Source organism: Streptomyces sp. T12, assembly GCF_028736035.1.
GTDB lineage: Bacteria > Actinomycetota > Actinomycetes > Streptomycetales > Streptomycetaceae > Streptomyces.
In genome coordinates this window covers 4,434,925-4,457,747 of sequence record NZ_CP117866.1, presented here as the reverse complement: position 1 = coordinate 4,457,747, position 22,823 = coordinate 4,434,925, and the positions used below count along the sequence as shown (strand labels likewise).

Genomic DNA, 22,823 nt, shown 5'->3' with positions numbered 1-22,823 from the left:
CTCCTGGGGGATGTTCGATCGGCGTACGGTCAGCGTCTGACGTGGGCGGAGCCACCCGCGACGAGCGCCTCGACCTCGGTGAGCGTGGCCATGGACACATCGCCGGGCGTGGTCATGGTGAGTGCGCCGTGGGCGGTGCCGTAGGCGAGGGCACGCTCCAGGCCGGCACCGGTCAGCAGGCCGTAGATCAGCCCGGCGGCGAATCCGTCGCCGGAGCCGATGCGGTCCAGGACGTGCAGCCCCGGCATCCGCGGGCCGCTGACGAAACCGGTCGCGGCGGACCAGGCGGCCGAGGACCAGTCGTTCACGCCGGCCGACGGCACGTTCCGCAAGGTCGTCGCCAGCACCCCCGCCCCGGGTGTCCGGCCGGCGACCTCCGACAGCGCGTCCGGGACCTCGTCGGCCTCGATGAGCACCGCACCGGGGTACTTCCCGGCCAGGCCCAGCGCCCCCACCACGACGTCGGCGTACCGGGCGAGCCGCAGATCGACCTCGCGCGCCCGCTCCGGTCCGCCTCGGTCGGCCCAGAGGCTGGGGCGGTAGTTGGGGTCGTAGGAGACGGTCACGCCATGGCGCCGGGCGGTGGCCATCGCCTCCTCGGCCACCTCCACCGTGGTGTCCGAGAGCCCGGCGAAGATGCCGCCGGTGTGGAACCAGCGGACGCCGGCGGTGAAGACCGCGTCCCAGTCGACGGCGCCGGGCCGCAACTGGGAGACCGCGGTGTTCGCGCGATCACTCACGCCCAGTGCTCCCCGGATGCCGAAGCCCCGCTCGACGAAGTTCAGCCCGTTGCGGGCGGTACGGCCGATGCCGTCACCAGGCACCCAGCTGATCAACGAGGTGTCGACCCCGCCCTGCAGGACGAGGTCCTCGGTGAGGTGTCCCACCGCGTTGTCCACCAGAGCCGTCACCACAGCCGTGCGCAGGCCGAAGCAGCGGCGCAGACCGCGTACGACGTTGTACTCGCCGCCGCCCTCCCACACCTGGAACGTCCGCGCGGTGCGGATCCGGCCCTCGCCCGGGTCGAAGCGGAGCATCACCTCGCCCAGGGCCACCACCTGCGGAGTCCGCCCACTCATGGCGCGCTCCTCTCCACGGCTTCGGCCGTCAGCTTCCGGATCTCCGCGAAGTCGCCCCGCTCCAGGTGTTCGGCGGTGGCCATCCAAGTGCCGCCGACGGCGACGACCGCCGGGTGGGAGAGGTAGCCGGACAGGTGCGCGGGGCGGATGCCGCCGGTCGGCACGAACCGCGCCCGCGGGAACGGAGCCGCCAGGGCCCGGAGCATCGACGTGCCCCCGAGTGGCTCGGCGGGGAACAGCTTGACCGTGTCCAGGCCGGCCCGCAGGGCGCGCATCAGCTCGGTTGCGGTGGCGATGCCCGGCACGACCGGCACCCCCAACTCACGGCATTTTTCCATGACTTCGGGATCGAAGCCGGGCGACACCACGAAGCGGGCACCGGCGCCCACGGCACGCTCCGCCTGCTCGGTGGTGAGCACGGTACCGGCTCCGACGACCAGTCCACCGTGCGCCGCCATCGCCTTCACGACCTGTTCGGCATCCGGGGTGCGGAAGGTGACCTCGGCGCACCGCGCCCCGCCCACCGCCAGGGCGTCGGCGAGCGGGGCGGCCATCGTGGCCGACGGCACGGTCAGCACCGGCAGGATGCGGGCGCCGGACAGGGCGGCGGCCAGGCTGGCGGTCATCGGCCGAGCCATCCGCCGTCGACGGGCAGGACGGTGCCGTGGACATACGCGGCAGCGTCGGAGGCAAGGAACACGGTGGCGCCCGCCAGGTCGTCGGCCGTGCCCCAGCGTCCGGCCGGGATGCGTTCCAGGATGGCCCGGCTGCGTGCCGGGTCGTCCTGCAGTGCCTGGGTGTTGTCGGTGGCGATGTAGCCGGGGGCGATGGCGTTGACGTTGACGCCGCGCGGGGCCCATTCGTTGGCCAGTGCCTTGGTCAGGCCGGCGATGCCGTGCTTGGCGGCCGTGTAGCCGGGGACGGTGATGCCGCCCTGGAAGCTGAGCAGAGACGCGGTGAAGATGACCTTTCCTCGGCCACGGGCCACCATGGTGGCGCCCACGGCCCTCGTCAGCGCGAACTGGGCTGTGAGGTTGACCTGGAGGACCAACGCCCAGTCGGTGTCGGTGTGTTCGACTGCCGCCGCGCGGCGGATGGTGCCCGCGTTGTTGACCAGGATGTCCACCGGACGCTCGCGGCCCGCGAGGTTCGCGCCCAGTGCCCGGACGGCCTCGGGGTCGGCGAAGTCGGTCCGGATCGCCTCGAAGGTACGGCCCGCGGCGGTGACGTCCTTCTCGACGTCGCTGCCGGACTCCTCCAGCGAGGCACTCACGCCGATGACGTCCGCGCCGGCCTCGGCGAGCGCGCGGGCCATGGCCCGGCCGATGCCGCGCCGGGCACCGGTCACGACGGCGAGCTTCCCGGTGAGGTCGAAGGCGGTCATACGGCGGCTCCCTGAGCGTCGTCGGTGCAGTCCACGAGGATCTTCATCACGTCCCCGCCGCCCTCCAGGGCTTCGAACGCGGCGGGTGCCTGGGTGAGCGGCACGACCTTGCTGATCAGCCGGTCGGCCGGGATCGTGCCGTCGGCGACCAGGGTGACCGCCCGCTCGAAGTCGGAGCGGTCGTACAACCGGGCGCCAACGAGGGTGAGTTCACGCCAGAAGAACCGGTGCAGGTTGATCTCGCGGGGGCGGGGATGGATGGCGACGAGGCACAACCGGCCGCGTACGCCGAGCACGTCGACCGCCGTGTCCACGCCGCCCGCCGCACCGGACACCTCGAAGGCGACGTCCGCGCCCGCGTCTTCGGTCCACTTCCGCACGAGCGCCGGCACGTCGTCGTCGGCCGGGTTCCAGACCGTCAGCCCCAACTCCTCGGCGAGCCGCCGTCGGTGGGCGCTCAGCTCGACCAGCCGCACCTCGGCGCCGGTGGCCTGGGAGACCAGCGCGATCAGCACGCCGACGGGCCCACCGCCGACCACGACGACCTTCTCGCCGCCTCGCACGCTGGCCCGGCCCACGTCGTGCACGGCGACCGCCGTGGGCTCGACGAGCGCGCCCCGGTCCAGCGGCAGCGAGTCCGGCAGCCGGACGAGCGTCGAGGCGGGCACGGTCCAGCGCTGCTGCATCGCGCCCGGGGAGTCGATGCCGATGAAGTCGAGGTGCTGGCAGATGTGCTGGTGGCCGGCTTGGCAGGCCGGGCAGGTGTCGTCCCAGCGCAGGGGCATCACGGTGACCGCGTCGCCGGGCCGCCAGTCCTCGACGCCGGGCCCGACGCGGACGACCCGGCCGGACATCTCGTGTCCCAGGACGGCGGGCGTGCTGACCCGGGCGTCCATGTCGCCGTGGAAGATGTGCAGGTCGGTGCCGCAGATGCCGACGTAGGCGGGGGCCAGTTCGACCTCGCCGGGGCCCGGGGGCGAAGCCTGTGAGGGCGCCGTGTCCAGGGTGCGGGCAGCGGTATAGCGAACGGCGAGAGTCATCGTGTTCCCAGGGTCCCTTCAGCGCGGACGCCGATGGTCAGCAGCAGGTTGGCGTAGGTTCGGGTGTCGGCGGTGACGATCGCCAGCGCCAGGTCGGGGGAGCGGGCGGCGTCGTAGAAGGCGAAGCGGCCGAGTGTTTCCACGGGGGCCGGTGCGAGCCGTGTGCGGTACTCGGTGATGGCCGGCGGCTCCGGTTCACCCTCGGGTGGCACCATCACGTGGGCCGACTCGACGGGGACGGCGCGCAGCAGGACGTCGAGCACGGTGGTGACGTCGAGCAGACCGGGGGACAGGTTGAGATGCACGGTCCTCGCCCGTGAACCGGTGGCGGTGCTCGCGGGGTAGTGGCCGTCGGCGAGCAGGACGCGGGCGCCGTGGCCGGCTCCGGCCAGGGATTCGAGGATTCCGGGGTGCAGCAGTTCGGTCAGGAGCACGGCGGTGTCCTTTCGCGTGTCGTCTCCGGTGGGCTGAGTCGGTAGAAGTCGGTCGCGGTGCCGGCGAGGATCGACCGGGTCTCTCTCTCGGAGCAGTCCGCCAGCAGTTTCTCGACGGTTTCCGCCCACCGGTTCCAGCCACCCGCGAGTGTGCAGACGGGCCAGTCGGAACCGAACATCAGCCGCTGCGGGCCGAACGCGGAGAGCAGTACGTTCCACACCGGCCGGATGTCGACGGTGGTCCACTTCTCCCACTCGGCCTCGGTGACCAGGCCCGACACCTTGCACCGCACCTGCGGATGTCCGGCGAGCTGCCGCACCTGTCGTTCCCAGTCGGCCAGGTCACCGCCGACGATGGGGGGCTTGCCGGCGTGGTCGAGGACCAGCGGCAGTTCGGGGAGGCGCTCGGCCAGGCGGACTGCCTGGCCGAGCTGGTGGCTGCGGACCAGGACGTCGTAACCGAGCCCGCGCTCGCCGACCGTCCGCAACCCCCGTTCGACGACAGGGCGTTGCAGCCACTCCGGGTCCTGTTCGCCCTGGACGACGTGCCGCACGGCGCGCAGGTACGAGCCTCCTGGTCCGGCACACAGTTCGTCGAGGATCTCCCCGATGGCGAGGCTGGTCAGGTCCACCCAGCCGACGACCGCGCCGACCAGCGGGTCCTTGTCGGCCAGGGTCAGGAGTTCGCGCGTCTCGGGCAGGGAGGTCAGGCACTGGACGACCACCGTGGTGTCCAGACGGTGGCCGGCGATCGGCCGGGTCGCGGCCGATCGCAGGCCAGCGGTGTCAAAGGTGCGGCGGATGGGCTCGTGGCCGGGATCCTCCAGCCAGGGCTGGGGGCGGTGGCCGAGATTCCACACATGGTGGTGGGAATCCACGAGTTCAGCGGTGTCAGACACGGGAGATCCAGACCGGGCCGTCGGGGTAGGTGTACTCCTTGAGCGACTCCGGGTGCATCTGGGCGCCCAGGCCGGGGAGTTCGGGTGCGAGGTAGTGGCCGTCGGCGATGCGAACCGGGTCGACGAAGTGCTCGTGCAGGTGGTCGACGTACTCGATGACCCGGTCCTCGAGCGTGCCGGAGACGGCGACGTAGTCGAACATCGACAGGTGCTGGACCATCTCGCACAGGCCGACTCCGCCCGCGTGCGGGCAGACCGGCACGCCGAACTTCGCGGCGAGCAGCAGGATCGCGATGTTCTCGTTGACGCCCCCGACCCGGGCGGAGTCGATCTGCACGATGTCCACCGCGCCGGCCTGCAACAGCTGCTTGAAGACGACCCGGTTGGCCACGTGTTCCCCGGTGGCGACCTTGACGGGGCTGACGGCCTTGCGGACCGCCGCATGGCCGAGGATGTCGTCGGGGGAGGTGGGTTCCTCGATCCAGTACGGTTCGTAGGGGGCCAGCGCGCGCATCCACTCGATGGCGGGCTGGACGTCCCATCTCTGGTTGGCGTCGACGGCGATGCGGATGCCGTCGCCGACCGTCTCGCGGGCGGTGCGCATCCGCCGTACGTCGTCCTCCAGGTCGGCGCCCACCTTCAGCTTGATCTGGGTGAAGCCGTCGGCAACGGCCTCGCGGGCGAGGCGGGCCAGCTTCTCGTCGGAGTAGCCGAGCCAGCCCGGTGTGGTGGTGTAGGCGGGGTAACCGCTCTCCAGCAGGCGGGTGATGCGCTGCTGGCGGCCGGGTTCGGCGCGGAGCAGGATGTCCAGCGCCTCCTCGGGGGTGAGGGCGTCGCTGAGCCAGCGGAAGTCGACCTGGGCGACCAGCTCTTCGGGCGACATCTCCGCGAGGAAGCGCCAGACGGGCTTGCCGGCGCGCTTGGCCGCCAGGTCCCAGGCGGCGTTGACGACCGCGCCGGTCGCCATGTGGATGGCGCCCTTCTCCGGTCCCAGCCAGCGCAGTTGGGGGTCGTGGACCAGGGTGCGGGAGAACGCGCCGAGGTCCGCGCAGACTTCCTCGACCGAGAGCCCTACCACATGCGGGGCGAGGGTCGCGATGGCGGCGGCCTGCGCGTCGTTGCCGCGGCCGGTGGTGAAGGCCAGGGCGTGGCCCTCCAGTCCGTCTCCGGCGTCGGTGCGCAGGACGACGTAAGCGGCCGAGTAGTCGGGCTCGGGGTTCATCGCGTCGGACCCGTCCAGGTGCTCGGACGTCGGGAAACGTACGTCGAGGACGTCCAGGGCGGTGATGCGGGCGGATGCGGGCACAGCGGAGGACATGGCAACTCCTGTGGGGGCAGAGGGCGGGAACGCCCCTGCGACGAGATGGGGAACGACGGGGAGTCCGGCGGCCGTGCGGGTGAGGCGGATCCGGCGGCGGCCGCCCGGAGTCACTCCTGGACCTTGCCGCCGGTGATGCGCGAGATGATCAGGGCGACAAGGATGATCAGGCCGTTGAGGGCGCCGATCCACTGGGCCGGGACTCCGGCGAGGGTGAGCACGTTCTGGATCATGAAGAGCAGCAGGATGCCGGTGAAGGCGCCGAACATGGTGCCCTTGCCGCCGTTGAGACTGATGCCGCCGATGACGGCCGCTGCGAACACGGTGAAGATGTAGCCGTTGCCCTGCGCCGACGCGACCGAGGCCAGGCGTCCGGACAGCAGCAGTCCGGCGAGAGCGGCGAGCAGGCTGCCGGCGACGATGACGATCCACAGCACCCGGTCGGTGCGGATGCCGGCCGCCTTCGCGGCGTCGACGTTGCCGCCGATGGCGTACAGGGAGCGGCCGAAGCTGGTCCAGCCCAGCACGACGATGGCAACGGCGAACAGCACCAGGCAGACCCAGATCGACGCGGGCATCCCGAACCATTGCGCGGTACCCAGGTAGAGCATGGACTCCGGCAGCTGGAAGAAGGTCTGGCCACCGGAGATTCCGGTGAGGATGCCGCGCAGCACGATCAGCATGCCGAGGGTGACGATGAAGCCGTTGAGCCCGAAGCGGATGATCAGCAGGGCGTTGACCACACCGATGAGCACGCCGACGGCGAGGGTGACGGGGACGGACCAGGCGCCGGGCAGCAGCCCCAGGCCGTGTCCGGCGCCGGTCGGCACGACCAGCCACGCCGCGACGCCGGGCGCTAGGCCCATGGTCGACTCAAGCGACAGGTCCATCTTCTTGACGATCAGGACCATCGTCTGGGCGAGGACCAGCAGGGCGATCTCGGACATGGTCTGCAGGACGTTGATGAGGTTGTCGGCCTGCAGGAAGACCGGGTTGACGATCTGTCCGACGATCGCGATGACCACGATCGCCGGTACCAGCGCGAGGTCGCGCAGCCGGGCCAGTGGGATCCGGCCGCCGATCAGACCGGGCTGCTTGACGGCCGCGGGGGCGGCGTCCGGCGGTGTGGTGTCCGCGAGGACGGTCTCAGGCATCGAGGTCGACTCCTTCCATGGCGGCCACCAGATCGTGGTCGTGCCAGCCGCGGGCGATTTCGTTGGTCACACGGCCCTGGAACATCACCAGAACCCGGTCGCACATGCGCAGGTCGTCGAGTTCGTCGGAGGCGATGAGCACTCCGGTGCCGGCGTCCGCGGTCTCCTCGACCTTGCCGAGGAGGAACTCCTTGGAGCGCACGTCCACGCCCGCGGTCGGGTTGATCAGGACCAGGAGCTTCGGGTCGTCGGCGAGGGCGCGGGCCATGACGACCTTCTGCTGGTTGCCTCCGGAGAGGGCGGAGACGGGCAGTTCGGGACCGGGGGTCTTGATCGCCAGCCGCTCGATCATCTCCCTGGCGAGTCCGTCGCGACGGCCGCGGCTCAGGAACCCGTTGGCCCCCAGCCGCTTGGGCACCGACAGCGTGGCGTTGTCCGCGATCGACATGTCGGGGACGAAACCCTGGTGGTGCCGATCCTGCGGGACGAACCCGGCGCCGGCGGCGAGCGCGGCGGGCACACTGCCGGAGCGGGGGCGGTTGCCGGCGATCTCCACCTCGCCGGTTTCCGCGGCCCTCAGTCCTACGACGGTCTCGGCGACCTCGGTACGTCCGCTGCCGGCGGCTCCGGCGAGTCCCACGATCTCCCCGGCGCTCACCTGGAAGGTGACGTCACCGTAGGTGCCGGCGCTCAGGCCGCGGACGCTCAGCGCGGCCGTGGCACCGGGGTCGAGTGTGCTCGCCCGATCCCCGCGCGGACCGGCCGCCGTCTCGCCGGTCATGGCGGCGACGAGCTCGGTGCGGGGCAGTTCAGCGACCGGCGCCGTCACGATGTGCCGGGCGTCGCGGAACACCGTCACCATGTCGCAGATCTCGTAGATCTCCTGAAGATGGTGGCTGATGAACAGGAAGGTGACGCCCTGGCGTTGCAGGTCGCGAATCCGGTCGAAGAGCCGCTGGATCGCGGCCCCGTCCAGCTGGGCGGTGGGTTCGTCGAGGATGATGAACCGCGCACCGAAGGACAACGCACGCGCGATCTCCACGAACTGCCGCTGCTCCACGCTGAGATCGCCCGCGGGCGTCTGCGGATCCACTTCGACCGACCACGTCGTCAGCAACTCCTGGGCCCGGCGGCGTACACCCTGCCAGCTGATGAGCCGGTTGCGTCCGTGGTCGTGCCGGTTCAGGAAGATGTTCTCGCCGACGGTCAGCGTGGGGATGATCGTCGACTTCTGGTAGACGCAGGCCACGCGCTGCCGCCAGGCGTCGCGGTCGCCGAGCCGGGGGACCGGCTCGCCTCCGAAGGTCACCGTCCCCTCGTCGGGGGCCTGGAGCCCGGTGAGGACGGACACCAGGGTCGACTTGCCGGCGCCGTTGCGGCCGACGAGCGCGTGGGTCTCGCCCGGCCTGATGACGATCCGGGCGCCGTTCAGGGCCACCGTCGGACCGAATCGCTTGACTATGCCCGTCGCCTCGACCACGGGCGGGCCCGCCGGGGCCCGCCCGCTGTCCACCGGGCCGGGCGCGGGGGTGACTGCTCGTTCCCCGTCGCTCATCTCAACCACCTTGTACTAGTCATGAGTTGATGACGCCGGTCAGCCGAGGTTGTTGCCCCACAGCGACGTGTCGTCGCTCTTCAGGCTGGGTACACCGCCGTAGGTGCCGCCGTCGGCGGTGACGAGCGGTGCGGAGAGCTGGTCCTCCAGCAGGCCGTCGCGGACCTGGATGATCGTGCTGTCGTGATCGGTCTTGCCGGGCTTGAACGTCTTCCCGTCGATCGCGGCCTTCAGGTAGTACAGGGCGTACTTGGCGTAGAGGTCGGCCGGCTGGGAGACGGTGGCGTCGATCTTGCCCTCGGCGATGTTCCTGAGTTCCTCGGGGATGCCGTCGTTGGAGACGACGAAGACGTGCTTCTTGTCCTTGGGGTCGACGAGAAGGCCCTTCTGCTTGAGGACCTGCAGCGTGCCGGACAGGGCGAAGCTGGACTGCATGTAGACGCCCTTGATGTCCGGGTGCTGGGTCAGGCGCGTCTGGAGCTTCTGGGCGGCGACGGCGCCGTCCCAGTTGGTGGCCTCACCGAAGACCTTGATGTCCGGGTAGTTCTTCTTCATGCAGTCGTTGAACGCCTCGGTGCGGTCACGGCCGTTGATGGAGTCGAGGCCGCCCTGGAGCATGACGACCTTGCCCTTGCCGCCGAGCTGGGTGCCGAGGTACTGGCACGCCTTCTCGCCGTACGCCCGGTTGTCGGCCCGGACCACCATGTAGACCTTGCCGGTGTCGGGCCGGGTGTCCACGGTGACGACCGGGATCTTCTTCGCTTCCAGCTGCGCCAGCGTCGGCGCGATCGCGGCCGTGTCCTGCGGGGCCATCGCCAGGCCCTTGACGCCCTGGCTGATGAAGGTCTGGGCGTTGGCGGTCAGCTTGGCGACGTCGTTCTGCGAGTTGGTGGTCTTCAGGTCGAGGCCCAGCTCCTTGGCGAACTGGGGGGAGTACTTGATGTACGAGTTCCAGAAGTCGGTGTCGGAACGCGGGTAGTCGACGCCGACCAGCGGCTTGTCGCTCGCCGTGGTCGAGGTCTGCGCGTCCCCGCCGCAGGCGGTGAGCAGCGCCAGTGCGGAGAGGGCGGCGGCGACTGAGCAGGCGGTGGTTCTGAGTCTCATCGGGTGTTCCTCGGGCTGAGCGGATGGATGACGGGCGACGCCGCGCTGTGCGGCGGGTGAGTGCCACTCCCGTCGAGAGATGGGATGTATGTAATCGATGCACGAGGGACGTGTCTAGGGTCTCAAGAGGGGCTTTTGTGAATGCCCAGGTCAGAAGACATTCCATTTAAGTCACGTGCCTTACTGGATCTTGATCCATCCCATCAATGATGCGGATCGTGACGTCGGCATTGCTGTGCGTGCGGGTCCCGGGAGTGCTGCACGCGGAGACATGGCATGTCTCGGGGCGAGCAAGTAGGACAAATCAGTATCGAAACCATCAAATGGCTTGCAAGGGACGGCTTTTCATCCCTTCGAACCGTTGACATCGGCCGGATACGTGCCCGACCTTCGTCCGTAACACCGGGCACCCGAGCCCCACGGCCACCGCGCCCCGGTGTGTCCTCTGCCTTCCCCTTGGACGAAGAGGGATCCTCCATGCATCTCAGAAGTCGTTTCCGCACGGTCGGTGCGCAGATCACCGCGCTGACCCTGGCCGCCACAGGCGGCATGGCCGTGCTGGCGACACCGGCCCACGCCGCGGACACCGTGATCGGGGTGACCCTGACGACGTCGGACCTCAGTCAGGCCCTGACCCCGCAGCCCGGCATCACCCTGGGTCCGGTGTCCTTGGGCGCCGTGAACCTCACGGTGGACGACTCGAAGACGTTCCAGACCATCGACGGTTTCGGTGCCTCCTTCACCGACACCTCCACCTACCTGCTGCAGAACAAGCTCGACGCGGCCACCCGGGACCGGGTGATGAGAGACCTGTTCAGCAGGGGCTCAGGCATCGGCCTGTCGCTGATGCGGGTACCGATGGGCTCCTCGGACTACACCGCGACCCCGCCCTCCAGCCCCGGCACCTACTCCTACGACGACAACGGCGGCGTCGCCGACCCGAACCTCACCAACTTCTCCACCGCGCACGACGACGCGTACGTCATCCCGGTCATCAAGCAGGCCCAGGCGCTCAACCCGCAGATGAAGCTCTTCGCCAACAACTGGAGTCCGCCGGCCTGGATGAAGACCACCAACACGATGCTGGGCGCGGGCAACGGCACCCTGAAGGCCGACATGTACGGCCCGCTCGCGAACTACTACGTGAAGTTCCTCCAGGAGTACAAGGCCAAGGGCGTCAAGGTCTGGGGCGTCACCCCGCAGAACGAGCCGACGATCTCGCCGCCCTCCTACTCGGCGATGCTGTGGCCCGCCGCCGACGAGGCACGCTTCATCGCCGACCACCTCGCCCCGGCGCTGAAGCAGGCCGGCCTGGACGACACGAAGATCCTGGGCGCCGACGCCGACCACGTGAACGTCAACTACGCCAACACGCTGATGGCCAACCAGGCAGCCCGCGACGCGACGTACGGCACCGCGTGGCACTGCTACCGCAATGACCTGCGCAACATGACCACCATCCACAACTCCTACCCCGACAAGAGGCTCTACGAGAGCGAGTGCTCCACCGGGCCGGGCATCGCGCCGATGAACGCCGCCCAGCTCACCCTGGAGTCCACCTTCAACTGGGCCAACGGCGTACTCCTGTGGAACCTGGCCCTGGACACCAACGGCGGCCCCAAGATGGGCGTCGGCTGCGAGAAGTGCACCGGACTGGTCACCATCGACCAGGCGACCGGCAAGCCCACCTACACCGACAACTACTACCAGCTCGGCCAGTTCTCGAAGTTCGTCGTCCCTGGTGCCACCCGCATCGGCTACAGCGACGGCGGCAACGTCTGGGCCCAGGCGTACAAGAACCCCGACGGCAGCGAAGTGCTGGTCGCCCACAACAACAACTCCAGCGCGACCACCTTCACCACCACGTGGAACGGAGACGGGTCCTTCCAGTACACCCTGCCCGCCGGTGCCACGGTGACCTTCACCAAGAGCGCCCAGAACGGCGCCGCGCAGCTCGTCGGGCAGGGCTCCAACCGGTGCCTCGACGACCGCGGCAACCCGGCCAACGGCGTGCAGCAGTACATCTGGGACTGCGGCTCCGGCAACACCAACCAGTCGTACCTCTACTCCGCCGACCGTGAGCTGCGGATCGCCGGGAAGTGCCTGGGCGCCTCGGGTAACGGTACGGCGAACGGCACCAAGGTCATCACCTGGGACTGCAACGGCCACACCAGCCAGAAGTGGACCTTCCACGCGGACGGCAGCGTCACCAACGACCAGTCCGGTCTCTGCCTCGACGTGACCGGCCACGGCACGGCGAACGGTTCCCCGGTGCAGCTGTGGAGCTGCACCGGCAACCCCAACCAGAAGTGGTCCGCGACCGCCCCCGGCTGACGGTTCCCGCGGGCGTGCCTGAGCAGGCGCGCCCGCACCCGTGCCCCTCCTTCCCCGCCCCGCACTCACGACCGCACCAACCAGCCGCCTTGGAGGCCCCCGGTGTCACACATCAACAGACGTCAGTTCCTGGCCGGTGCCACGGCCGTAGCGGCGGCGACCGTCGCCGGGGGCGTGTTCGGCGCCGGCACCGCCCAGGCCGCACCCACCACCTACACACCCACCTGGGACTCCGTCGACCAGCACCCGGCGGCCCCCGAGTGGTTCAAGGACGCCAAGTTCGGCATCTACTTCCACTGGGGCGTCTTCAGCGTGCCGGCGTTCGAGAGCGAGTGGTACCCGCGGCACATGTACCAGAACAACAGCAACGCGAACCAGCACCACGTGGCCACCTACGGCAGCCCGTCCGCGTGGCCGTACCACAACTTCATCAACGGGGCGAACGACCTGGCGGACAACCACAGGGAGTTCGCGCCGAAGCTGAAGTCGGCCGGCGGCAACTTCGATCCCGACGAGTGGGCGCAGCTGTTCGTGGACGCCGGGGCGAAGTACGCCGGGCCGGTCGCCGAGCACCACGACGGCTACTCGATGTGGGACAGCCAGGTCAATGAGTGGAACTCGGTGGACAAGGGCCCGGGGCTCGACCTGCTGGACCTGTTCACCGACGCCATCCGCGCCAAGAACCTGAAGCTGCTGGTGGCGATGCACCATGCCTACAACTTCACCGGCTTCTTCCAGTACGCGCCGACGCAGTCGGACCCGAGCCTGAAGAAGCTCTACGGCCAACTGGGCTCGGCCCAGGAGAACCAGCTCTGGTACGACAAGCTCAAGGAGGTCATCGACCGGGCGCAGCCGGACATCCTCTGGCAGGACTTCAAGATGGACGCGGTCGACGAGACACAGCGGCTGAACTTCCTGTCGTACTACTACAACCAGGCCAACGCGTGGGGCAAAGAGGTCGTCGCCACCTACAAGGACGGCTTCAACCCCAAGGGCGCCGTCTTCGACTACGAGCGCGGTGGCCCGGCCGACCTCACCGCGCCCTACTGGCTCACCGACGACAGTGTCTCCAGCACCAGCTGGTGCTACACCGAGGGCATCGGCTACTACACCGTCAAGCAGCTGCTGCACTCGTTCATCGACCGGGTCAGCAAGAACGGCAACGTGCTGCTGAACATCGCCCCCAAGGCCGACGGCACCATCCCCCAGGCACAGCGCGACCTGCTGCTCGGCATCGGCGACTACCTCCAGCGCTTCGGGGAGTCGGTCTACTCGACCCGCGCCTGGACCGCGTACGGCGAGGGCCCCACGAAGATGGGCGGCAGCACCTTCGCGGAACCGACGTCAGGCACCGCGCAGGACATCCGCTTCACTCGCAACAAGGCGAACAACGCCCTCTACGCCACCGTCCTGGGCTGGCCCGGCAGCTCCCTGACGATCAAGACGCTGAACTCCGGCAGGATCAACCTGTCCACGCTGACCTCGGTGAAGTTGCTCGACTCGACCGCCGGCACCTACATCAACCTCGCCACCCCGACCCAGAGCGCGTCCGGACTGCAGGTCACCCTGCCTTCCTCGGCACCCTTCTCCGCCGAGGCCTACGTCCTGAAGTTCACCTTCTCCGGCCAGATCCCCAGCCTGCGCCCGGTCGCGGGCGCCGTGGTGTTCGGGGACGTCGGCTACTCCGGGGACACCGCCGTGCTCGCCCTCGGCAGCTACACCGCCGACCAGCTCGCCCTCGCCGGGATCTCCCCGAACAGCATCTCCTCGCTGCGCCCCGCTCCGGGACACCAGATCGTCGCCTACTCCGGGGACAACTTCAGCGGCACGTCGTGGACGTTCGCGGCCGACAACGCCGACCTGCGGGTCACCGGCCAGAACGACAGCATCGAATCACTGAAGGTGATGTTCAACCCGTCGACGTGGTTCAGGATCACCAACGTCACCAGCGGCCTGGCCCTGGACAGCGGAGGGAACGTGGCCGGCGGGTCCAACCTCAAGCAGTGGACCTGGGACGGCAGCAACAACCTGCAGTGGCACGCGATCGACCTCGGTAACGGCTACTACAAGCTGGAGAACCGCACCAACGGCATGGTCGCCGACGGCTGGGGCGCGACCAGCAACGGCGCGGCGTGCAGACAACTGGAGTGGAACGGCCACACCAACCAGCAGTGGACGATCACCCACCGCGGCGACGGCCAGTACTCCATAGCCAACCGCACCACGGGACGGGTCCTCGACAGCGGCGGCAACGTGGCCTCGGGGTCCGTCACCAAGCAGTGGACCTGGAACAACAGCAACAACCTGCTGTGGACCATCACCGCACTATAAGCACACCGCCCCCCGTCGCTGCGGCTACGGGGGGCCCTCAGCCGAGGTGTCGGACCACTGCCTCGGCGACGGCCTTGGCGCTGCCGGGGTTCTGCCCGGTGATGAGGCGGCCGTCCTCGACGACGTGGATGCCGAAGGGCTGTTCCGCGATGCTGTAGAAGGCTCCGAGTTCCTTGAGCCGGTCCTCGAGGCTGTAGGGGACGGCGTGGTCCCGCTGGGCGAGTTCCTCCTCCCGCCAGGAGAAGCCGGTGACGTTCTTGCCCTTCACCAGGGGCTCGCCGTTGCTCAGTGTGACGTCGAGCAGACCGCACGGCCCGTGGCATACGGCCGAGACGATCCGGCCGGTCTCGTAGAACCGTGCGATGACGGTCTCCAGCGCCTGGCTCTGGTAGAAGTCGAACATCACGCCGTGACCGCCGGTGAGGTAGACGGCGTCGTAGTCGTCGACGCCGGTTTCGGACACGGCGACGGTGTCCTGGAGCTTGTCCATGAACTGGCGGTCGGTGTACCGCTTGTCGGTGCCGAGATCGCCGACGATGTCGTGGGTGAGGCTTTCCGGGTCGAGTGGCACGGGTCCGCCCTCGATGCTGGCGATGGTGAGGTCGAATCCGGCCTGTTCGGCGACGTCGTAGAAGTGCGTCAGTTCACCCAGCCAGAGTCCGGTGCGGTATCCGACCGTCTCGTACTCGCCGGTGCTGGTGACGATGACGAGGATGCGGTTCTTGCGGGACATGGGGCTCCTTTTGCTGATGATTGACGGTGACGGCAAGGCTCCTGGAAAACCTAGGAATGATTTCCAGGCATCCCCCAGTACCCCGGAAGTGAATCGGGACTGGGCGTGAAGTACTGGAGTACCACTGGTCCTCATCCCGAAGGTCCAGGACGTCCGGTGCCGAGTCGTTGCTCGGTCGGCCGTCCGCGGGTGAGGACGCCCTTTTCTGTTGCGGGTTCCTCAGCCCTGAAAGGATGCGGCCGGTGCCGGACAGGGCAGGGTGTGGAATCCATGACGGAACTGAGAACGACCCGGAATCCAGAGGCCCGCTTCGAAGCGCTGGCGCATGTGGTGGTGGAGCCGCTGCACCGGTATCTGGTGCGGCGGGCGGATGCCGACATGGTCGATGACGTCCTCTCGGAGACGCTGCTCGTGCTCTGGCGTCGTCTCGACGATGTGCCCGGGCTCGGGTCAGGCCCTGCGATCGATCCCGATGACGTGCTGCCCTGGTGCTATGGCGTGGCCCGCGGCTGTCTGGCCAACGCCCGCCGGGCGGACAGCCGCCGGCTCCGGCTGGTGGAGCGGCTGACCCGGACGCGCGAGGCACTCCCGACCGCACCACCTGACCACTCCGACCTGCACGCCGCACTCGACAAGCTCAGTGTGCTGGATCGCGAGGTGGTGCTCCTGTGGGCGTGGGAGGAGCTGGCGCCGCTCCAGATCGCGGAGGTGACCGGCATGACCTCCAACGCCGTGAGCATCCGGTTGCACCGGGCGAAGAAGAAGCTCGCCGGACTGCTCGAGCGAAAGAACAGCACACCGGCCGGACATGAGACGAGTGAAGGAAGGAGCAGTCGGTGAACGACGACGAGCTGCTGGCCCACCTGAAGGCCGTGGACCCGGCACTGACCTCGAACGCTCCGCTGCCGGACATCAACCGTCTTGTGGAGGTTGCGATCACCCACGACACCACCCACGACACCACGACCCGGCCGGCGCCCGGCGCCGCCACCGTCACACGTCTGTCGCCGCAGCGTCTCCCGGGCGCAGGCCGCCGTAGGCTCCTCATGCCGGCAGCGGCCGTCGCACTACTCGTGGGAGGCGGTATCACCTGGGGCGTCGCGACGAACCAAGGCCAGTCGCCCTCGGCCGGCCCGCTGGCCCTGACTGTCGAGGACCTCGACAGCGGGGCACCCTCATCCGCGTGCGCGGAGCCCACCGCCGACACCCTGCGCCGCAACGCGACCGCTTTCGAAGGCACGGTGACCTCCGAAGAGGGCGACCGGGTCGAGTTCCGTGTCGACCACTGGTATCGCGGCGGCGACACGACCACGACCACGGCCCGACTCGGCAACGACGAGGACTGGCCGGAAGGATGGGTGTTCGAGGTCGGTCAGCATTACCTCGTCACCGCCGAGAACGGCGTCGTGCCCGTGTGTGGCGGCACCATCCGGGCCACGGACCAGGGCAGGGACCTGTTCCGCCAGGCCTTCGAGAAGTGAGCGAATCCGGGTAGGCGCCTGCCGCCCGGCTCGCGGGGCGCAGCGGGCGCCGCCGCGACACCGCACCTCACCCTCGTACGTCGGCACATCACATCCGACGCGCGGCAGGAGCATCCGGCCACCGCGTGGCGGCACCAACTCATGGTCTGCATCACGAAGGCCGTACCTCTCGGCACGGGAAACGTCCCCGTCCGCCGAACAGCGATCAAGGAGACAGAACGATGACCAGCGCGATCAGCCCTGCCCGAAATGTGAAGAAGATCCTGCTGGCGACGGCTGCTCTCGCCGCTCTCGCCGTCGGATGCTCGCCGACGGCGCCGGACGACGCGAGCTCGAAGTCCCAGTCGGGCAAGGCGGTTTCGAAGACCAAGTCGGAGAACTCGGCACAGCTGGCCCCCGCTGCCTGCGCGGAACCGCTCGACGTGGAGTTCCACGGCCGCGTCTACAGGGCGGTCGAGAACGTCGATTTCAGGATCGGGAACAAGGTGGGCAAGGCCGTCTCGGTCATGTGCGACGACACGGACCGGAAGAGCGACGCTCTCGTCCCTCAGCCGGAATCGCCCGCCTATGAGATCGACGGTGTCGACCCCGGCATCGCCATCGCGGTCGACGACATGTTCTTCGTGGTCAATTCCGGCAAGAAGCTGCCCGCCAGGGTTCAGAAGCTCATCGACGACGCGACCGCGGAGACCGAGACGGAAACGCCGATGATTGAAAACGCGTGCGCGGAGGAGGTGGAATTCGCTGGCAAGGTCTACACGGGCATCACCGGCCACCGCGACTTCAAGGCCGGGAACAAGGTGGGCAAGGCTGTCCACGTCGCCTGCGTCGACACACCCGACGACTACAACGACGGCCTGGTCCCGCAGTCGGAATCGCCCGCGTACAAGATCCCCGGTGTCGAAGCCGGCATCGCCATCGCGGTCGTCGATTCCTCGGACACCATGCAGATCTACGTGGCCGACCTCGACAAGCCCTTGCCCGCCGTGATCCAGAAGCTCACCAACGCCTCGTAACTTCCCCCACAGCTGCCGGATCCTGCCCCTGCGGGTCGGCGACCCGCCGTCGCCCAGGGGGAGGCCCTCCGACGCGACCGTCGCCCGGACCGAGGCGCGTGACGACTCAGGTGATCAAGAAGGGCGACAAGTCCGTCGTGGTCGCCCACCAGTGCTGCGGAGCGACGTTGCGAGACGGCGCTACGAGGTGGTCTTCGCCGGCTCCGACGGCTTGGCCGCCCCATGCGCCGATACCGGGCCGGACTCCTGGCGGGGCAGGAAGGCGGCGAGCGCGCAGCACAGCAGGGCAGCGGCGGCGCCGATGAGCAGGACGGTCCTGAAACCGTTCTCCGACGGGAGGGCGTGACCGGCGAAGTCGGTGGTCATCTGTGCCAGGAGCACGCCGATGACCGCACTGGAGGTCGAGGTCCCCAGCGAACGCATCAGCGTGTTGAGGCTGTTGGCCGCGGCGGTCTCCGACACGGGTACGGCGCTCATGATGAGCGCGGGCATCGAGCCGTACGCCAGCCCCACGCCCGCGCCGACGATACAGCCGACCACGACCAGCTGCCAGATCTCGGCCATCAGCACGACGCCGGTCGCGTATCCGGCCGCGACGACGGAGGCGCCGATGATCAGTGTGACCTTGGGGCCGCGCGCCTTGGTGATACGAGCGGAGAACGGCGCCGTCGCCATCATCACCAGCCCCATCGGGGCCATGACCAGACCGACCGTCAGCAAGTCCCGGCCCATGCCGTAGCCGGTCTGCTCGGGCAGTTGCAGCAGCTGCGGCATGACCAGGGACAGCGCGAACAGCGAGAACCCGATGGCGATGGACGCCAGGTTGGTGAACAGCACCTGACGACGGGCGGTGATGCGCAGGTCGACCAGCGGCGCGCGGGTGCGCAGCTCGTACCGTCCCCACAGGAGCAGCACGACCGCCGAGGCGGCGAACAGACCGAGCGTGGTACCGCTGCTCCAGCCCCAGTCGGCACCCTTGGACACGGCAAGGAGCAGACAGACCAGCCCGGCCGAGAGGCCGGCCGCGCCCATGAGGTCGAAGCGGCCGCCTGTGCGGACCTCGGACTCGGGGACCATCGTCACGACGAGTACCACGGAGAGGACGCCGAGGACCGCGGAGGTCCAGAACAGCAGGTGCCAGTCGAAGTGATCGGCGATCAGGGCCGCCGCGGGCAGCCCCAGAGCACCGCCGATGCCGAGGGACGCGCTCATCAGGGCGGTCGCGCCGGGCAGGCGCTCGGCGGGCAGTTCGTCGCGCATGATGCTGATGCCGAGCGAGACGGCGCCGGCGGACAGACCTTGCAGAACCCTGCCGATGATCATCGGGGTGAGTGAGTTGCTGAGGCCGCAGACCACCGAGCCGGCCACGAGGAGGGCGAGGCTGATCAGCAGCATGCGCCGCTTGCCGTACATGTCACCGAGCCGTCCCATGACCGGGGTGGCGACGGCGCCGGCGAGCAGTGTCGAGGTGATGGCCCATGCGGTGTCCGCCGCGGAGGCGTCGAGGAGTGCCGGAAGCTCGGGGATCAGGGGGATCACAAGGGACTGCATCAGCGAGACCGCGATCCCGCTGAAGGCCAGGACCGCCACGACGGCGTTCGCGCGCGGAGCGGCGGACGCCGTCGTGGCGGCTGGCCTGGATGATGCTGCGGACATGGGGGGCCTCTCGGGTGGGGCGATGGGCAGGGACATGCGAACTCGGGGAAGTGACACGGCGCATGGGTGAGGCGGCGCTCCCCGGGGAAGACGGGGGAGCGCCGCCGGACGCCGGGCGGCGGCCCGGCTGCGGCCGCAGGAGTGCGCGGCTACTCCTTCAGACGGATGGCTGCCGCCGGACAGATCGCCGCGGCCTCCCGCACGCCCTCGTGCAGCTCGGCGGCGGGGGTCTCGGTCAGCAGGATGGCGATGCCGTCCTCGTCACGCTGGTCGAAGACCTCGGGTGCGGCCACGACGCACTGTCCGGCGGCGACGCACTTGGGCTCGTCGAATTCGATGTGCATGGTTCTCTCTCCTTGTGTGTGTGGGGGTCAGGGCTGGTCCCAGGCGACCGGCAGGCGCTCCGGACCGCGGGTGAGCACTCCGGACTTCCAGACGACGTCCGCCTCGGACTCGTGGAACCGCAGGCCCGGGAAGCGGGTCAGCAGGGTGTGCAGGGCCACCTGCAGTTCCACCCGGGCGAGCGGGGAGCCCAGGCAGTGGTGTGCGCCGTGTCCGAAGGCGACGTGCGCGGCCTCACGGCGCTCCAGGTCGAGTTGGTGGGGGCAGGTGAACACGGACTCGTCCCGGTTGGCCGAGTGCAGGGCGACCATCACGGGCTCGCCGGCCCGTACCGTCACCCCGCCGACCTCGACGTCCTCCAGGGCGTAGCGGGCGAAGGTGGTGCCGATGGTCAGCGGGACGAAGCGCAGGAGTTCCTCCACCGCCTGCGGGATCAGGTCCAGGTCGGTGCGCAGGGCGGCGAGCTGTTCGGGGTGGGTGAGCAGCACGTACACGAAGTTGGTGATCTGGGTGGCGGTGGTCTCGAAGCCGCCGACGAGGATGCCGGAGAGCATGGTCTGCAGCTCCCCCTCGGAGAGCCGGTCGTCCTCGTCCCGCGCGGCGACGAGATCGCCGATCAGGTCGTCGCGGGGATTCTCGCGGTGCTCGGCGATCAGACCGGCCATGTACGCGGTCAGGCTCTCCCGGTGCTTCGCCGCCTCCTCCGCCGTGTACTTGGTGGTGGAGATGAACGCCTCGGCCCAGACATGGAACTTCTCCCGGTCCTCGAAGGGCACCCCGAGCAGGGCGCTGATCACGCTGATCGGCAACGGCAGCGCGAAGTCGGTGACCAGGTCGGCGGGGGCACCCTTGGCGAGCATGCCGTCGGCCAGATCGGCGGCGATCCGCTCGGCACGGGGCCGCCAGTCCTCGACCCGCTTGACGGTGAACGCCTTGGCCGCGAGCCGGCGCAGGCGCGAGTGCTCCGGCGGGTCCATGATCATGAGCGCGTCCGGCGGCGTGGGGAAGGGCCTGAAGCGCGGCTCGTCATGCCTCAGGCTTTCGTTCCGGCTGAAGCGAGGGTCGGCGAGGACCAACCGCGCGTCCTCGTGGCGGGTGGCCAGCCAGGCGGGCTCGCCGTAGGGGAGCTGGACCCGGCTCAGTGGCCGCTCCTTCCGCAGGTCGGAGTACAGAGGGCTGAGATCGAGCTTCTCGGCTGCGAACGGGTACGTGGCTGGCTGGTTGGCCGGCATGGACGACTCCTTGGTGGGGGCAAGGCAAGGGCACTCGCTTTAACTGAGATGATGCTATCGGTTATACGGGTCGGTGTACGAACTCAATAGATAGTGGACTATTGGTTGGTAAGGTGGGGCGGTGACTGCTGAAACTCCGCGTCGACTGCGCGCCGACGCCGCCCGCAACTCCGAGAAGATCCTCCGGGCCGCGCGCGAGCTCTACGCCGAGAGCGGCCCCGACGCCTCGCTGGAGGAGATCGCCCGCCGCGCCGGTGTGGGCATCGCGACGCTGTACCGACGGTTTCCCAACAAGGAGGAACTCGTCCGTGCGGCGCTGGACCAGAAGGTCGGCGAGGAGATGTCGCCCGCGATCAGCCGGGCACTCGAGGACAGCGATCCCCTGCGGGGGCTCGTGACCCTGTGGGAGGCCGCGGTCTCCTTCGCGGCCCGGGAACAAGGCCTCCTCGGCGCGGTGCGCAATGCGGGCTCCCTGGCGTCGGAAATCTCCGAACCCTTCTACGAGGCACTGATCCTGGTCACGCGACGGGCCCAGATCGCGGGACGGGTGCGCGCCGACATCGTTCCCGACGATCTCCACCGGATCACGGTGATGCTGCTGAGCGTCCTGACCACGGTGGATCCCGACGGCGACGGCTGGAAGCGTTACATCACCCTGGTGCTCGACGGCCTCGCCCCTGCGCAGCCGACCGTGCTCAAGGCGCCGGAGCCGCTCCGGCAGTGGCCGAAGCGGGGTGCCCGGCCTGCCTGACCGCGCGGTCGCTCTCACTCCCGCAGGCTCGATCCACCGCAGACCGACCACGTCTGGCCGTTGACCCACGCTCCGTCGTCGGAGAGCAGCAGGGCCACCGTGGCCGCGATGTCGGCCGGCCTGCCGACCCGGGTACTGCGGACATCCTGTCCCGGCTGCGGCGCGGGAGCACCGTTGCGTTGCAGGGACTCGGTCACGACCCGTCCGGGTGCCACGGCGTTGCACCGAATCCCCTCCCGGCCCCAACGCGAGGCGATGTGCCGGGTCAGTGCGTTGACCCCGGCCTTCGAGGTGGAGTAAGCGGGCAGCACGGGCAGGCCGGACCACGCACCCCCGGAGGAGCAGTTCACGATCGAGCCCCCGCCCGCGGCGAGCAGATGCGGGATGGCCGCCCGGCAGGCCAGGGTGTAGCCGAGCAGGTTCACCTCGAAGGTACGGCGCCAGAGCTCCACATCCATGCCGAGCAGATCGGTGTCCCGGTCGGGCACCGCGTCCGGAACATTGGCACCCACGTTGAAAAGGCCGTCCAGACCGCCGAGTTCGGCCACGGCACGATCGATCAGCGCCTGCACGGAGCTCTCGTCGGCCAGGTCGAAGCGCACGGCCACGGCGGTCCCTCCGCCCTCGGCGACGCGCCGCGCCGTCGCCTGCGCACCGGAGAGGTTCAGGTCGCCGATCACCACCGACGCGCCCTCCTCGGCGAGCCGTTCGGCCGTGGCGGCGCCGATCCCGGTGGCGCCGCCGGCGATGACGATCCGCTTGCCACGCAGGCCCTTCATGTCCGTCTCCTTGATGTGTGGTGAGCGACGAGCCGTCGTCTGATCGGCCCTGTGAGCAGGGCGGGCGAAGTCCACCGCGCATCGGGCCGCGCCCGAAGGGGAGCGGGGCGGCAGCGCATGCGGTTCCGCGGGGCCGGCTGTCGGGGGTGGCGGCGACCGCCGGCCCCGCGGTGCGCCGCCAGACCTCCCAAGGTGGCGGCG

Annotated in this window: 21 protein-coding genes; 6 read left to right on the top strand and 15 right to left on the bottom strand. The window is 69.3% G+C overall.

The window, feature by feature from the left end:
- Nucleotides 1-29: 29 nt before the first annotated feature.
- The 10 genes from PBV52_RS19750 to PBV52_RS19705 form a co-directional block, all read right to left on the bottom strand.
- Nucleotides 30-1,079: a sugar kinase gene (locus PBV52_RS19750; RefSeq protein ID WP_274239837.1), complete on the bottom strand. Its 1,050-nt coding sequence runs from the start codon at nt 1,077-1,079 to the stop codon at nt 30-32.
- Nucleotides 1,076-1,705, bottom strand: a complete 630-nt coding sequence (locus PBV52_RS19745) for a bifunctional 4-hydroxy-2-oxoglutarate aldolase/2-dehydro-3-deoxy-phosphogluconate aldolase (protein WP_274239836.1) — start codon at nt 1,703-1,705, stop codon at nt 1,076-1,078. Before PBV52_RS19745 ends, PBV52_RS19750 begins: the two co-directional genes overlap by 4 nt.
- Nucleotides 1,702-2,463, bottom strand: a complete 762-nt coding sequence (locus PBV52_RS19740; RefSeq protein ID WP_274239835.1) for an SDR family oxidoreductase — start codon at nt 2,461-2,463, stop codon at nt 1,702-1,704. Before PBV52_RS19740 ends, PBV52_RS19745 begins: the two co-directional genes overlap by 4 nt.
- Nucleotides 2,460-3,503, bottom strand: a complete 1,044-nt coding sequence (locus PBV52_RS19735) for a zinc-binding dehydrogenase (protein ID WP_274239834.1) — start codon at nt 3,501-3,503, stop codon at nt 2,460-2,462. Before PBV52_RS19735 ends, PBV52_RS19740 begins: the two co-directional genes overlap by 4 nt.
- The gene (locus tag PBV52_RS19730) at nt 3,500-3,937 is read right to left on the bottom strand and encodes an RbsD/FucU domain-containing protein (protein ID WP_274239833.1); all 438 of its coding nucleotides are present in this window, start codon (nt 3,935-3,937) and stop codon (nt 3,500-3,502) included. Before PBV52_RS19730 ends, PBV52_RS19735 begins: the two co-directional genes overlap by 4 nt.
- Nucleotides 3,928-4,836, bottom strand: coding sequence for an amidohydrolase (locus PBV52_RS19725; RefSeq protein ID WP_274239832.1), 909 nt, complete (start codon nt 4,834-4,836; stop codon nt 3,928-3,930). Before PBV52_RS19725 ends, PBV52_RS19730 begins: the two co-directional genes overlap by 10 nt.
- Nucleotides 4,829-6,154, bottom strand: a complete 1,326-nt coding sequence (locus PBV52_RS19720) for an L-fuconate dehydratase (protein ID WP_274239831.1) — start codon at nt 6,152-6,154, stop codon at nt 4,829-4,831. The genes PBV52_RS19725 and PBV52_RS19720 overlap by 8 nt, the downstream gene beginning before the upstream one ends.
- Nucleotides 6,155-6,264: 110 nt before the next feature.
- Nucleotides 6,265-7,308, bottom strand: a complete 1,044-nt coding sequence (locus PBV52_RS19715) for an ABC transporter permease (protein WP_274239830.1) — start codon at nt 7,306-7,308, stop codon at nt 6,265-6,267.
- Entirely contained in the window at nt 7,301-8,863 is a 1,563-nt protein-coding gene (locus PBV52_RS19710) for a sugar ABC transporter ATP-binding protein (protein WP_274239829.1), read from the bottom strand. The genes PBV52_RS19715 and PBV52_RS19710 overlap by 8 nt, the downstream gene beginning before the upstream one ends.
- A 39-nt stretch (nt 8,864-8,902) precedes the next feature.
- A complete protein-coding gene (locus PBV52_RS19705; RefSeq protein ID WP_274239828.1) occupies nt 8,903-9,967 on the bottom strand; it encodes a sugar ABC transporter substrate-binding protein in 1,065 nt (354 codons plus the stop codon).
- A gap of 477 nt (nt 9,968-10,444) precedes the next feature.
- On the opposite strand from PBV52_RS19705, the gene PBV52_RS19700 reads away from it, so the two are divergent.
- Together PBV52_RS19700 and PBV52_RS19695 are read left to right on the top strand one after the other, a co-directional pair.
- A complete protein-coding gene (locus PBV52_RS19700; protein WP_274239827.1) occupies nt 10,445-12,301 on the top strand; it encodes a ricin-type beta-trefoil lectin domain protein in 1,857 nt (618 codons plus the stop codon).
- A gap of 102 nt (nt 12,302-12,403) precedes the next feature.
- Nucleotides 12,404-14,632: an alpha-L-fucosidase gene (locus tag PBV52_RS19695; RefSeq protein ID WP_274239826.1), complete on the top strand. Its 2,229-nt coding sequence runs from the start codon at nt 12,404-12,406 to the stop codon at nt 14,630-14,632.
- 37 nt (nt 14,633-14,669) lie between these two features.
- On the opposite strand, the gene PBV52_RS19690 is transcribed toward PBV52_RS19695, so the two are convergent.
- The gene (locus PBV52_RS19690; protein WP_274239825.1) at nt 14,670-15,365 is read right to left on the bottom strand and encodes a type 1 glutamine amidotransferase domain-containing protein; all 696 of its coding nucleotides are present in this window, start codon (nt 15,363-15,365) and stop codon (nt 14,670-14,672) included.
- A 270-nt stretch (nt 15,366-15,635) separates the two neighbouring features.
- Between PBV52_RS19690 and PBV52_RS19685 the strand changes: the two genes are divergently transcribed.
- The 3 genes from PBV52_RS19685 to PBV52_RS19675 all read left to right on the top strand — a co-directional run bounded on the left by PBV52_RS19685 (nt 15,636) and on the right by PBV52_RS19675 (nt 17,862).
- A complete protein-coding gene (locus PBV52_RS19685; protein WP_274239824.1) occupies nt 15,636-16,205 on the top strand; it encodes an RNA polymerase sigma factor in 570 nt (189 codons plus the stop codon).
- Nucleotides 16,202-16,846, top strand: a complete 645-nt coding sequence (locus PBV52_RS19680; protein WP_274239823.1) for a hypothetical protein — start codon at nt 16,202-16,204, stop codon at nt 16,844-16,846. The genes PBV52_RS19685 and PBV52_RS19680 overlap by 4 nt, the downstream gene beginning before the upstream one ends.
- Before the next feature lie 221 nt (nt 16,847-17,067).
- A complete protein-coding gene (locus PBV52_RS19675) occupies nt 17,068-17,862 on the top strand; it encodes a DUF6281 family protein (RefSeq protein ID WP_274239822.1) in 795 nt (264 codons plus the stop codon).
- Between the two features lie 180 nt (nt 17,863-18,042).
- Here PBV52_RS19675 and PBV52_RS19670 read toward each other — a convergent pair whose 3' ends face one another.
- The 3 genes from PBV52_RS19670 to PBV52_RS19660 all read right to left on the bottom strand — a co-directional run bounded on the left by PBV52_RS19670 (nt 18,043) and on the right by PBV52_RS19660 (nt 21,092).
- Nucleotides 18,043-19,518 carry an MFS transporter gene (locus tag PBV52_RS19670; RefSeq protein WP_274239820.1) on the bottom strand — a complete coding sequence of 492 codons (1,476 nt, stop codon included), beginning with the start codon at nt 19,516-19,518 and terminating at the stop codon, nt 18,043-18,045.
- Between the two features lie 149 nt (nt 19,519-19,667).
- Nucleotides 19,668-19,862 carry a ferredoxin gene (locus PBV52_RS19665; RefSeq protein ID WP_274239819.1) on the bottom strand — a complete coding sequence of 65 codons (195 nt, stop codon included), beginning with the start codon at nt 19,860-19,862 and terminating at the stop codon, nt 19,668-19,670.
- Nucleotides 19,863-19,889: 27 nt separating this feature from the next.
- A complete protein-coding gene (locus PBV52_RS19660; RefSeq protein WP_274239818.1) occupies nt 19,890-21,092 on the bottom strand; it encodes a cytochrome P450 in 1,203 nt (400 codons plus the stop codon).
- Nucleotides 21,093-21,213: 121 nt separating this feature from the next.
- Between PBV52_RS19660 and PBV52_RS19655 the strand changes: the two genes are divergently transcribed.
- On the top strand, nt 21,214-21,843 hold the full coding sequence (locus PBV52_RS19655; RefSeq protein WP_274239817.1) for a TetR/AcrR family transcriptional regulator: 630 nt from the start codon (nt 21,214-21,216) through the stop codon (nt 21,841-21,843).
- A 14-nt stretch (nt 21,844-21,857) separates the two neighbouring features.
- Here the strand turns inward: PBV52_RS19655 and PBV52_RS19650 are convergent, their stop codons facing one another.
- The gene (locus PBV52_RS19650) at nt 21,858-22,622 is read right to left on the bottom strand and encodes an SDR family NAD(P)-dependent oxidoreductase (RefSeq protein WP_274239816.1); all 765 of its coding nucleotides are present in this window, start codon (nt 22,620-22,622) and stop codon (nt 21,858-21,860) included.
- Nucleotides 22,623-22,823: the final 201 nt, after the last annotated feature.